14 protein-coding genes are annotated in these 16,193 nt (G+C 31.2%); 13 read left to right on the top strand and 1 reads right to left on the bottom strand.

Translation table 11 applies throughout. The features are described 5' to 3' along the window. Positions 1-653: 653 nt before the first annotated feature. From ACRBBL_RS21105 to ACRBBL_RS21045, 13 genes are all read left to right on the top strand, one after another. Positions 654-1,034: a hypothetical protein gene (locus tag ACRBBL_RS21105; protein ID WP_431371074.1), complete on the top strand. Its 381-nt coding sequence runs from the start codon at positions 654-656 to the stop codon at positions 1,032-1,034. Between the two features lie 36 nt (positions 1,035-1,070). Next, positions 1,071-1,730, top strand: coding sequence for a helix-turn-helix domain-containing protein (locus ACRBBL_RS21100; RefSeq protein ID WP_431371073.1), 660 nt, complete (start codon positions 1,071-1,073; stop codon positions 1,728-1,730). Positions 1,731-1,813: 83 nt separating this feature from the next. After that, positions 1,814-1,972: a hypothetical protein gene (locus tag ACRBBL_RS21095; RefSeq protein WP_431371072.1), complete on the top strand. Its 159-nt coding sequence runs from the start codon at positions 1,814-1,816 to the stop codon at positions 1,970-1,972. Between the two features lie 159 nt (positions 1,973-2,131). After that, a complete protein-coding gene (locus ACRBBL_RS21090; protein ID WP_431371071.1) occupies positions 2,132-2,290 on the top strand; it encodes a bacteriocin in 159 nt (52 codons plus the stop codon). Positions 2,291-2,487: 197 nt separating this feature from the next. After that, positions 2,488-2,838 (top strand): hypothetical protein, encoded by a 351-nt coding sequence (locus ACRBBL_RS21085; protein WP_431371070.1) that lies wholly within the window; start codon positions 2,488-2,490, stop codon positions 2,836-2,838. 297 nt (positions 2,839-3,135) lie between these two features. Next, positions 3,136-3,507, top strand: a complete 372-nt coding sequence (locus ACRBBL_RS21080; protein WP_431371069.1) for an NHLP leader peptide family RiPP precursor — start codon at positions 3,136-3,138, stop codon at positions 3,505-3,507. 164 nt (positions 3,508-3,671) lie between these two features. Beyond that, entirely contained in the window at positions 3,672-4,190 is a 519-nt protein-coding gene (locus ACRBBL_RS21075) for a cyclic nucleotide-binding domain-containing protein (protein ID WP_431371068.1), read from the top strand. Between the two features lie 13 nt (positions 4,191-4,203). Then, the gene (locus ACRBBL_RS21070; RefSeq protein WP_431371067.1) at positions 4,204-5,769 is read left to right on the top strand and encodes a TolC family protein; all 1,566 of its coding nucleotides are present in this window, start codon (positions 4,204-4,206) and stop codon (positions 5,767-5,769) included. 18 nt (positions 5,770-5,787) lie between these two features. Then, the gene (locus tag ACRBBL_RS21065; RefSeq protein ID WP_431371066.1) at positions 5,788-7,050 is read left to right on the top strand and encodes an NHLP bacteriocin system secretion protein; all 1,263 of its coding nucleotides are present in this window, start codon (positions 5,788-5,790) and stop codon (positions 7,048-7,050) included. 11 nt (positions 7,051-7,061) lie between these two features. Then, positions 7,062-9,260, top strand: a complete 2,199-nt coding sequence (locus ACRBBL_RS21060) for an NHLP family bacteriocin export ABC transporter peptidase/permease/ATPase subunit (RefSeq protein ID WP_431371065.1) — start codon at positions 7,062-7,064, stop codon at positions 9,258-9,260. 6 nt (positions 9,261-9,266) lie between these two features. Further along, positions 9,267-12,179, top strand: a complete 2,913-nt coding sequence (locus ACRBBL_RS21055; RefSeq protein ID WP_431371064.1) for an NHLP bacteriocin export ABC transporter permease/ATPase subunit — start codon at positions 9,267-9,269, stop codon at positions 12,177-12,179. Between the two features lie 15 nt (positions 12,180-12,194). Continuing rightward, the gene (locus tag ACRBBL_RS21050; RefSeq protein ID WP_431371063.1) at positions 12,195-13,358 is read left to right on the top strand and encodes a DUF7005 family protein; all 1,164 of its coding nucleotides are present in this window, start codon (positions 12,195-12,197) and stop codon (positions 13,356-13,358) included. Beyond that, the gene (locus tag ACRBBL_RS21045) at positions 13,327-15,471 is read left to right on the top strand and encodes a GAF domain-containing protein (protein WP_431371062.1); all 2,145 of its coding nucleotides are present in this window, start codon (positions 13,327-13,329) and stop codon (positions 15,469-15,471) included. The genes ACRBBL_RS21050 and ACRBBL_RS21045 overlap by 32 nt, the downstream gene beginning before the upstream one ends. Here the strand turns inward: ACRBBL_RS21045 and ACRBBL_RS21040 are convergent. Next, entirely contained in the window at positions 15,468-16,181 is a 714-nt protein-coding gene (locus tag ACRBBL_RS21040; RefSeq protein WP_431371061.1) for a hypothetical protein, read from the bottom strand. The two genes, ACRBBL_RS21045 and ACRBBL_RS21040, sit on opposite strands and share 4 nt — an antisense overlap. Positions 16,182-16,193: the final 12 nt, after the last annotated feature.

Raw genomic sequence — 16,193 nt, 5'->3', positions numbered from 1 at the left:
GTTTGGATAGAGAAGGTTGGTTAGGATGAAATATTTTAAGTTTAGTTACTCAATGTTATTTCAGAAAATAATCAAATATTCTTTCTTCTTTTTTGCTATATCTGTAAGACTTAATATAATTCTGTAGAAAATATTTTCGCTTGATGCTATTGAGTGTTATTTCATTTCCTTTCTTTTCTTTTCCTTCTATTTTTAAATGCTACGTTTTTTACTTTCACAGTAGTACCGATTTAAAATAATATATACACAAAAATTAATATTGTTTTGAAACTCTTTACAATCGCCTAGAGAATTCAGCAAAAGCTAATCTCCCATTATTTCACCCAATTTTTCATCTACAAAAGTAAAAAATGGAGCACTATCAGCTTGAATTTACAAAAACTAGTACGATAATCTTCAAACGCTAGTGTTTACGGGTAATCTTTAAAAATAAAGCAACGTGAGATTTATAAATCTCACGATGATATTTATAAATGCTAGAAATAAGTGTTTGATAATGTGGTGTTTATAATATTAATTAGCATTGTGATTTTGTTGCAACATCATGACAAAAAGATATAGTCAAACCCTTTTTAAAACATTAATTGATTAAATATCATAATCATTAAAACCGTATAATCATGAAAAAAATTAATATACACATAGGTATGCTCATGATAGTTGTCCTAAGTCTTACAAGTTGTAAGATTGACATCATAAATGAGATTCCTGAAAAGCAAGCAGCTATTGAAACAACAAAACATATCGATCAAGAAAATGCTACAATCACACCATATAAATATAACAACAACGAACCGTATTTAAATGTAAGCCATGCACTAGACAATGAAATAGTGAAAGAGTTACATGCATTAAAAAACGACAATCAAGTTCAAAGTCTTCTTGACAATGATAATGAGCCAGAAACGGCATTATTTTCCAACCTCGTAAACCATAGAGAACGGACCAAATCTAAGACTGACATAGTTTTACCAAATCGTAAGGAAATAGATGTAATGTTATTCGACAGGACAATGGAAATGCAAATACAATAATAGTGCTTAAAACACAATAATTAAAAGAACAGTAAAATGAATCTAAACAATAAAAATAATATAGATTTGAGTTCTCCAGAGGTTTTAATGCAATTTATTAAAGAGATTAAAGCACCGTTGGATTCAATCATTGAAGCAAACCAAAAGCGTTCAAACTCGAATGCAATTATTACAAAAGATCGTACTAGCAACATTATCTTTTCTAGCAGCCAAGAAATAGCAAAACTAATAGACAATGTTGTTAAGTTAGCTAATGATGGTAAAGCAGTTGAAAAGGTTCCGTTAATTTATGAAATATATAATTCTAACACTAGGGTACAATCGATGTGTAAAAATGAAATTAACCCAAATAAAATTTCTAGACAAGACACTTCATGGCTAGTAGATTTGGAAGGTGAAGTATATAAAAACATTAAGCATAAAGATTTAAATTTATACGATCTGTCATATAAAATGGCTGTTAGTGAAAGGCAATTACACCGTAAAATAAAAAGTCTTATTCACTTAACACCTAATAAATATATTAGGGTTTTAAGGCTGCACAAGGCTAAACAGTGTATTGACGATTATTTGTACGATACCATCTCACAAATTTCGTATGCAGTAGGATATTATGACACTCATTATTTTTCTAAATTATTTAAAGAGCAATATAATATGTATCCAAAAGAACTGCTTAATGCTAGACGATTTTAAGCTACAGTTATTAAAGGTTTATTTACAGTTCTATCAGTTTTATTTAGAAGAAATTTATAGTATTAATTTAAAAACCAAAGATTATGAGATCAATTGAAAACTTTAAAAAGAGAGAATTAACTAATGACCAATTAGAAAAAGTACATGGCGGAATCATTGTGAATCCAGCAGATGTTGTAGCAATTGCTATTGCTGTACATAACGCAACAGAAGCATTAGCAGACTGGTTATTCGAAGACTAATAACTATTATTTCAATCCAATCTAATTAATTCAAGGAACAATAAATATATCCAAAAGAACTTCTTAGGGAAAGGACAGCTGTAAATATCACAGTCCTTTTTGCAGTTTTGTAAGTATTATTTACAACAAATTAGAGGTCAAACTTAAAAAACAAAAAATATGAGATCAATTGAAAATTTTAAAAAGAAAGAATTAAATAAAGAACAGCTAGAAAAAATACAAGGAGGAACAATTGTACTTCCACTTCCAATAGTTGCAGACGCAGTTGAAGCTATAGGAAATGCTATAGGAGAAGCATTATATGATTGGTTTTCCTAAACTACTCATAAGTATATCAGCTTATACAAGTTGATAGCTAAGAGTACAGGCTTGCAAAACAGTTTCTTACATATATGAAATCTTCAATATGTATTTAGAATCTTGAAAACAAAGCATAAATTATCACAGTCTTTTTGGCTACTTTATCATTGAACACAAAGGTAAATTTGTTAACTAATACAAAAAAAACCAGAATCATGGAATCAACAGAACAAAAGGCAAACGAATTTTTAGCAAGCATATACAAAAAGGCTTGGGAAGATGAAGTTTTTAAAAGAGATTTAGTTAAAAATCCAATAGAGACCTTAAATAAATTTACTGGTAAAAAAGCAAATATATCTATTGATAAAAGTGTGATAGTGGAAGATCAAACCAATCCTAATCATGTGTATATAAATATTCCTCCAAAGCCTAGTATGGAAGATGTTGAACTGACAGAAGATCAGTTAGAAACGATTTCTGGAGGTGATTTTGATAACCCTTTATACATTGATTGGGGAGGCTTAATCGATGGAGTCAAAGAAGAAGTAAGTAGTTGGTTTGATTAAACTACTTAAAGGATGATGCGTTTTTTGATAAATAGCACAAAAATATACATTTACCAATAGTCAATTTAGAGTGTTCTAAATTTGAACTCAATTTTAAAAGCGATCTATTTAGGTCGCTTTTTTTTATTTAAAAATAATGCTGTCATTTTCAACTGTGTCATTGGCAGTTTTAGAATAATGTCAAAGTCTAGCTTAGCACCAATTAATTATTTAACATAGTAAAATATAAAACGGTTACTCCTTAATAAAGGTGCTTAAAAACAAAATTAATAGAAACAATAATTAAAATTTTATATCATGGAATCAACAAAAAAACAACAAATAGCAAATGAGTTTTTAACTAGAGTTTATACAAAAGCCTGGGAAGATGAAGATTTTAAAAGAGATTTAGTTAATAATCCAAATGTAGCCTTAAGCAAGTTTACGGGTAAAGCAGCAAACTTTGCAGAAGAAAAGAAAGTAATAGTTATGGATCAAACGAATCCCGATCATATTTATATAAACATTCCTGCAAAACCAAACATGGATGATGTAGAATTGTCAGAAGATCAATTAGAAATGGTTGCTGGTGGAGCTGATAGACCTTGGTATGATATACATGGACATGCAGCTGATTTAGCCGCTAGTGCTGCAGTTGCTATTTTAGATGCAGCCGGATATTTTGATTAATAATCAAGGAGAGACAAAAAAATATAATAACAAAATCAAGCGATCTATTTAGGTCGTTTTTTTTTATTTAAAAGGAATACTGTCATTTTCAACTGTGTCATTGGCAGTTTTAAAATACTATCAAAATATAACTTAGCAATAATTAATATTTAATAAGATAAAACATGAAACGAGTACTTTTTTTACTGGGTCATTTAAACGATTTAGATATCGAGTGGATGATAAATAATGGTAGTAAGGCTGATTTAGAAGTGGGCGATAGATTAATCAGTAAAGGCAAAACTATTGAAAACCTATACATTGTCTTATCAGGTGAATTATCTATTAACGATGGTGTTAGTCAAAATCACATTGCTCTTATAGGTTCTGGAGAAATTGTTGGAGAAATGTCTTTTTTAGAATCGAGACCGCCATCAGTTTCTGTTATAGCAACACAACCGACATCAGTTTTTTGTATTTCTAGAGAATTGATGAATAGTAGGCTCGCAACAAACTTAGAGTTTAGAGCTAACTTTTATTATGCTATTTCATTATTCCTGTCAAACAGATTGCGTAAAACAACAAGTCAACTTGGTTATGGCTCGCCAGATGAAGCTGATGTGATAGATGAAAATGTATTGGACGGTGTTTCTCAGGCAGGATCAAGATTTGGTCAAATATTACAGAAGTTTTCAGAAGTATAAAAAAAGCAATAGAATGAACTACAGAGTTATATTTTTTAGTTTTCTACTAGTTGGAATGTATAAAGTACATAGTCAAACAGCAATTTCCGTAGATATTGTGAAGTTGTCAGAGATTATGCTTGAAGAAAACCCAATAATAAAAAGAAATATTTTAAATATCAATAGTGCTGAAGGTGGTTTGCAAATACAAAGTAGCGCCTTTGACTATCAATTGATATCTAGAGTATCATTAAGTCGTGATGCTATAAATCTTTTTGAAGTAGATCCCAGAAATGATTTTTTAAATGATAAATTAAAATCAAGAAGTACTGGCGCATCTGTAGGTTTTCAAAAAACATTTCGATCTAGTCTAACAGCTAATTTAAGTGTAGATTATTCAATGGCAAATGATAACTTTCCGTTTAATAGGTTTAATCAAGATGTAGGTGCTTACTTTGAAGATCATTCAATGTCTACTACTTTTTCTTTGACACAACCATTATTAAGAGGTAGAGGGAGACGAATAGCTACAGCTTTAGAAGAAGCTTCTGCTTTAAACCTAGAAAGCACTAATGAAAATATAGTATTTGCAAACTCATTTGAACTTCTCCAAACTGGAGGAGCATATTGGCAATATGTTGCTGCAGCAAAAAGCCTGAAAATTTTTAAGGAAAATGAAGCGCGTGTAAGACGTGTTTTAGAAATAACTGAAGAATTAGTCAAGGCCGATAAAAGACCTGCGGGAGATGTATTTCAGGTAAAGGCAGATTTAGCAAATCAGGAACGACAAACAAAAGTTGCAGAGCAATCATTATACAGCGCAAAACTCAATCTTGGACGTGCTGTTGGTTTAAGTGAAGAAGAAAGTAAACAATTAGGAAATCCGTTGGATGAATTTCCAAGCATATTAGAATCTGGTTACAACAAAGATTTTGATAAGAAAAAATATTTAGAATTAGCTCAAAATAATAGAAAAGACATTTTAGCTTCTAAAAAACTACAAGAATCAATAGAATTACAATTTAGTCTTGCAGAAAACAACAAAAAAGCACAGTTAGATCTTACTGGTTTTGTGAATTATGGAGGCATGAATATGGGGAACGGTTTAGATCGTGCATTAGCAACATTCTCACGTAATGAAGGACGTAATATTGGTTATGGACTTAGTTTAAACTTAACATTTCCAATAAATAACAACCGAGCAAAAGGTTCATACATACAAAGTGAAGTAGCACTACAAGATCAGCAAATTGCAATTGAAAATTTACAAAGAAACATAGATTTGAATGTTTCTATTGCACTAAATAATTTAGACAACACTGTTGAAGCGCTTAAAAAGGCGAAAGAATCTCTTGATTTCTATCAAGAAGTTTATAACAATGAGCAAGTAAAGTTTAAGAACGGTTTAACCATTTTATTAAACCTAATACAATTTCAAGAACGATTAACTTTTGCAGAACTAGACTATTTGCAAGCACATCAACAGTTTGCATCAGCAATCATTAATCTTCGTTATGAAACAGGAACGTTACTCGTAGATAAAAATGGAATTACAGGAATAAACAAAGAATTGTTTTACACAATCCCAACATATAACTAATTATTAAAAAACAACATCATGGCAACAGGATTTTTTAGAAAAGCAGCATTGGAAAAACTTTCCACACCCGAAAAGTTAGATCAACTCATTAAAGTTACAAGTCCAAAAGGATGGATAGCTTTATTGACAATTACTCTAGTTTTAGGAACCGGAATTGCTTGGGCATTTATGGGGAATGTAAAAACAAAACTCAATGTTGTAGGTGTAATATTGGGTGGAGAAATTCATGAAGTAGTTGCTACATCACAAGGGCAATTAATAAACGTTAATGTGAATGTTGGCGATAAAATAAAAGAAGGAGACGTTATTGCAAAAATTGAACAACCTGAACTTTTTCAACAAATAGAAGGAGTCAAAGCTACTCTTAAAGAACGAAATTTTGATCTACAACAATTACTTTCTTATGGTAATCAAGATACTCGATTACAAGGTGAGATGATTCAGCAACAACGAAGCAGTATTGAAATGCAAATTCAATCTGAAAATAAAACTTTAGAATTTCTAAGAAATCAATTAGACACAGAAAATGGATTGCTAAAGCAAGGTTTAATCACGAGGTCTCAGGTTGTGAATACAGAACAGCAAATAGAATCTTCTATCAACTCTATAGAGCGTCTAAAAGGACAAAGAGTTCAAACGTCTAGTCAAAAACTAAATTTAGGATTCGATTTACAACAAAAAATAAGTATCAGCAAGCAGCGAATTGCAGAAATGGAAAGAAACCTAGCAAATTTGGAAGAGCGATACGATATAGAAACAAACATAAAGAGTTTATATTCAGGTGAAGTTGTTGAATTATTAACCGACGTAGGTATCATAGTTAGACAAGGAACTCCTTTATTCAAACTTAAAAATCAAAACCAAGTCGCAGGAAACAAATTAAGAGGTGTGTTATACATTCCTTCTCAAGACGGTAAGAAAATTAAAGAAGGAATGGAAGCGCTGGTAGTTCCTTCCACGGTTCAACCGCAAGAGTATGGGTTCATGAAAGCTAAAGTAACCTATGTTTCTGACTTTCCTATTACACAAAAGGGAATGATGATGACTGTAAAAAATGATCAATTAGTACAAGGACTATTGTCAAGAGGAGCGCTATTTGAAGTATATGTAGAATTTGAAAAAGATGAAGAATCGTATAGCGGTTTTAAATGGACATCAGCCAAAGGACCTCAAATTGCAATAAATGAAGGTACTTCTTGTATGGGAAAAATAACTGTAAAAACAGAACCACCTGCAACGATGGTTGTACCAGCTTTAAAGAAATTCTTTGACCTTTACTAATACCATTAGCCATGACTAAAAAGAAAGATATTAAAAAAGAAAAAAAGCTGCCGCGTCCAGTTAAAACACCTACCATTTTACAAATGGAAGCTGTAGAGTGTGGAGCTGCTGCTTTGAGTATTATTTTAGGATATTATGGAAAATATGTTCCATTAGAAAAACTAAGAATTGCATGTGGTGTATCTAGAGATGGATTAAAGGCTTCTAATATTCTAAAAGCTGCACGAGGATTTGGTTTGGAAGCAAAAGGATACGCAAAATCTATTGAAAAGTTGAAAGAACTTGAAATGCCAGCGATCATATTTTGGAATTTCAACCACTTTCTTGTTATTGAAGGATTTACCAAAAAAAAAGTATTCCTAAGCGATCCAGCACAAGGAAGATACAGTGTAACACATCAAGAATTTGATGATGCCTTTACAGGAGTAGTATTGACTTTTAAGCCAGGAGAAAAGTTTGAAAAAGGAAACGAGAAAAAAGGATTACTTAGTTCATTAGGGGCAAGAGTGGCAAACTCAAAGATGAGTATAACCTATATTCTTTTAGCTAGCTTATTTCTAGTAATTCCTGGACTTATAATACCTTCATTTACAAAAATATTCATAGATAAATTTCTAGTAAATCAGATATCAGGCTTTGTCATGCCTTTGCTTTTAATTATGGGAGGTGTTTTAATAATTAATTCCATACTTGTATATCTTCAGCAATACTATTTATTGCGATTAGAAACAAAATTAGCACTCGCAACATCCAGTAAATTTTTATGGCATGTATTTCATTTGCCCATTGCTTTTTTTACACAACGTTATAGTGGAGAAATAGGAAGTAGAGTATCTTTAAATGATAAAGTTGCAAAACTATTAAGTGGCGACTTAGCAAATTCTGCACTAAATGTAATAGTAGTGATATTCTATGCTTTAATGATGTTTTCTTATGATGTTATACTGACAGTAATAGGTATAAGTATGGCTGCATTAAATATTGCAGCATTGCGATTTGTGTCTAGAGCTAGAAAAGATGGAAATCGTAGTTATGTAAATGAAAATGGAAAACTTCTAGGAACAACTACTTCTGGAATAAGCATGATTGAAACCTTAAAAGCTTCTGGTAGAGAAAATGATTTCTTTACCACTTGGACAGGATATTTGGCCAAAGTAACAAACGCTCAACAAGAGTTAGGTTGGCTAACAACGCGTCTCAATGTTATTCCACCTTTATTAATGTCATTAACAACAACAATTGTATTAGGAGTTGGAGCCATGCGAATCATGGACGGAGATATGACTTTGGGGATGTTAGTTGCCTTTTTATATTTAATGAACAACTTCATGGGACCTGTAAATCAATTAGTGACTGTAGGTAGTATGCTTCAAGAGACAGAAGGTGATATGGGACGTATAGATGATGTCTTGAATTATGAGGTTTCTAGTGAATTTGATGAAGAAAATGCCGCAGCAAAGGAAAAGAATGGAAATGTAAGTCTAGGAAAACTTACAGGACATTTTGAAATGAAAAACGTAACATTTGGTTACAATCCTACAACGCCAGCTTTAATTACAGACTTTAGTCTAAGTCTAAAACCAGGAAGTAGAGTAGCACTTGTAGGAGGTTCTGGTAGTGGTAAATCTACTGTGGCAAGAATAGTTTCAGGATTATATGAGCCATGGGAAGGAGAAATACGTTTTGATGGCAGATTAAGAAAAGATATTTCGAGACATGTAATTACAGAATCAATTGCAGTAATAGATCAAGAAGTATTAATGTTTAAAGGTTCAATACAAGAAAATATTGCTTTTTGGGATGATAATATTCCAGAAAAACACATCATTCAATCGGCTAAAGATGCAGCAATTCACGATGTTATTGCAGCAAGAGCAAATGCTTATGATAGTGAAGTAATGGAGCGAGGAGCTAACTTTAGTGGAGGACAACGTCAGCGATTGGAAATAGCAAGAGCTTTGGCTTTAAATCCATCTATTCTAATTATGGATGAAGCAACAAGTGCTTTAGATCCTAAATCAGAAAAAATAGTAATGGATAATATCAAAAAACGTGGATGTACGTGTTTGATAGTAGCACATAGATTAAGTACAATTATGGATTGCGATGAAATAATTGTAATGGACTTTGGAAAAATCGTAGAAAGAGGAACTCACCAAGAGTTGTTAGAGCTAAATGGTACATACGCTAAGTTAATTGATTCAAAATAAAACGATATGTCTGAAATTGTAAAAATAAGTTTAGAAGAAAATCAGTCATTAGTCCTAAGAGAGTATGACAGATTTTGGATGGTCACTTCTGGAGAAGTTGATGTTTTTTATGCAGACATCGATGATAATGGAGAATATGCAAGTACATTAAAATATTTATATAGTGCTGTAGCTGGAGAATTACTTTCGAGTCTAATTTCTTCTGAAGAGCATGAAACAAACATCAAATTACTGCTTGTAAGTAAAGGAGCTACTTTAGTTGCAATCAATAAAAATAAGCTATTAGATATTGATCATAATTTTCTAAAAAGTATGATAGATAAGTGGGTTTTAAAAACCGCTCATCAAATACAACAAGTCAATGCGCCAAGATTATATACGTCTTTAGTGGCTTCTAAAACGATTTCTCTAAAAAATGAAAGTATAGCATTTCCAACCAAAGGTTTGGCTTGGTGTTCTGTAATTAAAGGAGAAATTAGCAAATATTCACAAGATGATTCTTTAAATACCGAATCAGAATTTAACTATCCATTTGCGGTATCAAACAATTTATGGATTTCAGCAGTAAGTAATGACTGTGAAGTGAAAATATTGAGTACAAAGGAAACACTCAAAGATGAAATTTACTTCATGCTTTCTATAAATGATTTACAAAATCATTTATATGCAAAACTGATTAAAAACTTTAAGTTAGAAAAAGGTGAAGAAGAACAGCGCATTACAGAAAAAATAACTTCTGAAAAATCAAATTTAACAAAAACATTAGACCAATTACGAACGATTGTAGTTGGTAAAAAGAATCAAAAAATAACTTCATCAACAGATAGCAAAAAAGTTAACAGTAACTTATTTGAATCTTGTAAGTTAATAGGTGAAGCTGTCGGATTTGAGTTTGAAGCTCCAAAATACATGGAGTCTTACAAAAACAGTACTACAAACCAACTATACGCTATTGCTCAAACTTCAAAAGTTAGAGTGCGTAAAATAATTCTTAGAGGCACATGGTGGAAAGAAGAGAATGGACACTTATTGGCTTTTTATAAAGAAGATAAAAGACCTGTAGCACTTATTCAAAGTACAGCTACTAGTTATACGCTAAAAGATGTAGCAACAGGAGAACAGTTAAAAGTAAATCATGAAATTGCTGAAAAGTTAGAACCTATCTGTTACATGTTCTTTTATGGCTTTAATGGTACAATGACATCCGTAAAGAAAATTGGAAAATTTGCAATACAAGGAATCAAAAAAGATGCTAAGTATCTAATTTTAGCTGCTTTTGCTGGAAGTTTAGTTGGATTACTAGTTCCAGTATTATCTGGAATTATGTTTGATGATGTAATACCTTCCGCAGACAAATCACTGCACTTTGAAGTATTCGTAATCATGTTAATGCTAGGTATAGTTACTGCTGGTTTACAACTAATTAAAGGTGTTTTACAGCTTAGGGTTGAAACAAAATCAAGTCTCAATCTACAGGCAGGAGTAATGGATCACTTATTGCGATTACCAGTAACATTTTATAAAAAATTCTCTTCTGGAGATCTTACGAATAGAGCGTTAAGTATCAACGGAATTCGACAAATACTATCTAATACAGTAATGACAGCAGTTCTAAGTGGAGCTTTCTCATTTGTAAACCTAATATTACTATTTTATTATGCACCCGATCTTGCATGGATTGGAATACTATTAGCTGTAATTGCAGTTGTATTCATGTCTGTTATTGGTTTTATGAAACTTAAATACGATCGACAAATTTCTAATATTCAAGGTGACTTACAGGGATTTCTTTTTGAATTCTTATCTGGAATTTCAAAAATAAGAATTACGGGAGGAGAAAAAAGAGTCTTTACCTTATGGGCAGATAAATTTGCTAGACTAAAACAATTAGGATTTACGTCTGGAAGTTATCAAAATTATGTAGAAGTTTTCAATGCTTCGTATCCATTATTTACAAGCGTTTTCTTCTTTGCATTTATCTATTATACAGTAACAACTGCATCAACAGCTGGAACAATGCTATCTGTGGGAGCTTTTATGGCCTTTATCAGTGCTTTTAATCAATTCTTAAGAGATTGTTTAAAAATGAGTATGGCTTTAATTACTTCGCTGAATATTATAACACTGTATGAAAGAGTAAAACCAATTTTAGAAGAAGTACCAGAATCTTCAGAAGATAGTACAGATCCAGGGGAATTAGTTGGAGACATAGAAATGAATTCAATATCATTTAGATATCATGAAGATCAACCACTTGTTTTAAAAGATGTTTCATTCAAAATTAACCAAGGAGAAATGGTCGCTTTTGTAGGAACTTCAGGATCTGGAAAATCTACGATAATGAGACTTCTATTAGGTTTTGAATCACCAGAAGCAGGTTCTATCTATTATGACAATGATGCATACGATTCTATGAATAAAGATTTAGTGCGAAGACAAATTGGAGTCGTACTTCAAAGTGGAGCACTAATGTCTGGAAGTATCTATAAAAACATCGTAGGAAATTCTGAATTAACACTGGAAGATGCTTGGGAAGCAGCTCGTATGGCTGGTATGGAAGAAGATATCAAAAATATGCCAATGGAAATGCATACAGTTATCAGTGAAGGTGCAGGAACATTCTCAGGAGGACAACGTCAACGCCTTATGATAGCACGTGCTATAGCTCACAAACCAAGACTTTTATTCATGGATGAAGCTACGAGTGCCTTAGATAACAGAACTCAAAACATAGTTTCAGAAAGTTTAGACAAATTACAAGCGACAAGAATTGTTATTGCACATCGTTTAAGTACTGTTAGAAATGCAGACCGAATCTATGTATTAGACAAAGGAACAATTGTAGAATCTGGATCTTATGAGGAATTAATGGATCAAAACGGAATATTCTCAAGTTTGGCTAAAAGACAAATAGCATAGAAACATTAGTAAAGAATGAATGAAAAAGAAAAGTATTTATTTTTAAAAGAATTTGTCAAAAATGAACATGCTATTGATGAGTTACTACAATATGCAGAAAATAAATTCATTTCCCCCAAAAAAAATAATTCGTTACCAGTAAAAGACTCCTATATTGATGCTTGGGAAAGTTATCATGAAGAATCAAAAGAAATAGGTGTTTTTGAAACCTTAAAAAAATATGTAGTACGATTACAGTTTCCTGTCCAAGAAGGGATTTCAAAGACAGAAGCATATAAAAATGTTACATTAAGAGGTAAACCAAATACTAGCAACGCTGGTTTAGTATTAAATGAACCAGCGTTAGTAGAATTAGCTATTTACGAAAATAATATGATTGGTAAAGTACCAGTTATAATAGTGCCGAATGACGATGATTTCAATACAATTATTTCCGCTCTCACTAACAAAAATGAACCTCAGACACTCCCTAAATCAATGGGCGCTTCATTTATAAACGGAATCAATAATTGGGATAGAATACATCGATTAAAAAGAAATTGGTTCACACAAAACCCTACAGGAAATTGGAACGCATATTTTAAGGAACATGTACTTCCAAATCCGCATCTATTTAAAGATAAATTAATGGTACTCAGTACCAAAGCATACAGTGGCGTTAAAAGTGAAACTATTGGAGTTTTCGAAAGTGATTGGAAATCTTCATCCTTAATTATTAGGCGGGCACACGAATGTGCACACTTATTTACATTACAATATTATGGTTGTATGGCTATAAATATGCATGATGAAATCATTGCAGATTATGCAGGTATTACCGAAGTATTAGGAAAATTTAATAAAGAATGGTTTTTACAATTTATAGGTTTAGAAGACTATCCAGTATATAGAAATGGAGGTCGTTTGCAAAACTATCAAGGTACTACAGAGCTTTCTAAAGAAGCTTTTGACGGACTCAAAATAATTGTAAAAAAAGTTACAGATACAATTTTCAGTTTTGATACTATTTTGGGAGAAATTACAACTTCGACCGATCAGTTAAATAGAATTAAAAGTATCTGTGAGACAGATTTAATTACAATGGCTTCTTCTGAAGGAGTCGAGAAGCTAATAGAAAAATACAATTGCATAAAGATATCCCCGTATCATGATAATAAAAAACGAGAAAATAGTAGGTGAGGTTAATATTATATTAGACCAAATTTCTAAAGTCATGCAGGTAGAAAGAAGTACTTTTTATCTACTTGACAAAGAAACAAATTCCTTGGAAAGCATTGTTGCACAAGGTGTTAATAATATAATTATAACTGTTCCAGTCGGAAAAGGAATTGTTGGAACAATGTTTCAACAAAAAAAACCTATCATTGAAAACAATACGAAACAAAGCATATTATTTGACCAATCGTATGATAAACAGTTACATTTTATAACAAAATCTGTTTTATGTGTGCCTGTATTCAATGAAAAAGGAAAGCCAATTGGCGCACTTCAATGTTTAAATAAAAAAGGAGATCTTTTCACCAAGAAAGACATCAAAACACTCAATAGTTTTGCTACCGCAATTACGCTTATTATAAAAAATAGTGAATTGTATTTAGCGAGTGAACATATCAAAAACAACTTTTCTACATTGCTAGATGTTTTCAAAGTTGTTTCTTCTGAGTTAAATTTAAACAAGCTTATTCAGGTAATTATGAATAAAGCGGCTGAAATCACAAAATCAGATCGTAGTTCATTATTTCTAGTGGATGAAGAAACAGGTGAGTTGTGGACCGTATTTGCAAAAGGTCTTGAAAATCAAATTGTAAGAACAAAAACTGGGATAGTTGCAGAAGTAGCAAAAAGCAAACAAGCACTTATCGTCAATGATCCTTACAATCATCCACATTTTAACGCTTCTGTAGATAAGAAAACAAAATACCTTACAAAATCGATTTTAAGCGTTCCTGTGTTCAATTCTAAAAATGATGTATTAGGTGTGATTCAAGTGATAAACAAGCTTGAAAACAACTTCAATTTAGACGATTTAGATATCTTAACTGGTTTTGCTAGTCAAATTCGTATCGCTATTGAAAATGCAAAACTATTCGATCAAATTCAGGGGATGAAAAATCATCTCAATATATTAGTTCAAAACCTAGATAATGGAATTGTAACCATAGATGAGTCACTTAAAATTAATACGGTAAATGAAACATTTAGTAAAATGTTTGGTTTAAAAAAATCACAAGATTTAACCAATACACATATTGATGAGCTAAGTAATTCTCTTAAACCATTATTTTTATATTGCAAAGAAACAATTGCTACTGGTGAAAAAAATTATCAAGAAGAACTAAGAATTAAAATTAACTCTAAAACATCTGTAACCATTAATATTAGCGTACTTCCAATGCAAGATGCAAAAGGAAATGTTATTGGTGCCATTGCAGTTTTTAATGATATCTCTAAAGAAAAAAGAATACAATCCAACCTAAGCAGATATATTCCGCAGCACTTAGTAAAGCAGGTAATGAATCATGATAATTTATCTTTATTAAAAGGTACGTATTCTAAATGTAGCATTTTGTTTTCTGATATTAGAAATTTTACAACATTGACAGAAGAATTTGGAGCCATTCAAATTGTTGAATTGTTAAACAAGTATTTTGAAGCAATGATTACTTCAGTACATAGATACAATGGAATCTTAGATAAATATATTGGAGACGCTATAATGACAGTTTTTGGAGTGCCTTATGCAAATATTTCAGATGCTAAAAATGCAGTGAATTGTGCCTTAGATATGTTTGCAATGTTGCATGATTTAAACAAAAAGAACTCAAAATTACCAATGTTAAATATTGGAATTGGGATCAGTACAGGAAATGTAGTTTCTGGTAATATTGGATCAGAAAAACGCTTTGAATATACGGTTATTGGCGATTCTGTAAACTTAGCAGCACGATTAGAAAGTGCAACAAAAGCGTACAATGTAAATATACTGATATGTGAAGAAACTTATAACGAAGTGAAAGATGACTTTCATTGCAGAGAAATTGATACGTTGCTTGTAAAAGGAAAAAATATTCCGGTAAAAGTATTTACTGTAATTAGCGATAAAACGAAGCAACTCACCAAAAAACAACATGATTTTAACGCAACATATTCTGAAGGATTAACTCATTACAAAAATAAAGAATTTCAAAAAGCAATTGTTTGTTTTCAAGCAGCAATACAATTAATTCCGACTGATGGTCCTACAAAAGTATTTATAAAAAGATGTAGCGACAACTTTGAAATAAGTATTTAATTCATTTCATCTAAAGTAGTTTTAACATGTTGTAAGACTACTTTTAGTTGTGTTTCTAATTGTGTGTAAATCATGATTTTAAATTCTCTACTAGATTCTAATTGCCACAAATAGCTATAAATTTTTTTCTTGTCTAATTCAGAAATTTCAATAGGTTGTTTTATTTCAATAAGTTCACCTTTATCATTAAACTCCATATAATTTGCCAATACATTATTAATTGGAAAAAAATAATTTTTAAAGGCTTGTACAGCTTCGTTTTGTTCTTCTATTTTAGTGAGTACATCAAAATAATAATTATAATAATATGTAATTCGAACACGAAGTAAATCATCTTTAATAATGTCCAATCCTTTAGAAGTTAAACCTTCATATCCAGTTTTATTTGGAGTAAAACTAAAATCTGCAAATACATTATTATAATAATCTTGAATAGAATCCTGATTAACAGGTTTATTAGTAATCAAATCTCTTAAATATACACAAGATTTTTTTGCAAAAATATTACCCGATTTATTATTTTCTATTGTAATTAAGTCATTATTCAAGGCATTTACAACAGCTTTTAAAATCTCTCTTTCAGCATTTGAGTCTCTTCTGTCTTGACTCCAATTGCTAAGAGCAAAAGCTGAAACTACTGCAATAAACATAGACAATGTTTCAAAAAAATATTTTCTCCAGTTGAATACAAATTTCTTTTTCCTTTTCATCTAAAAAGCATT

This window comes from Kordia sp. (genome assembly GCF_050633145.1).
In the GTDB taxonomy this organism is placed as follows: Bacteria; Bacteroidota; Bacteroidia; order Flavobacteriales; family Flavobacteriaceae; genus Kordia.
This window is presented reverse-complemented; position numbering and strand designations above follow the sequence as displayed.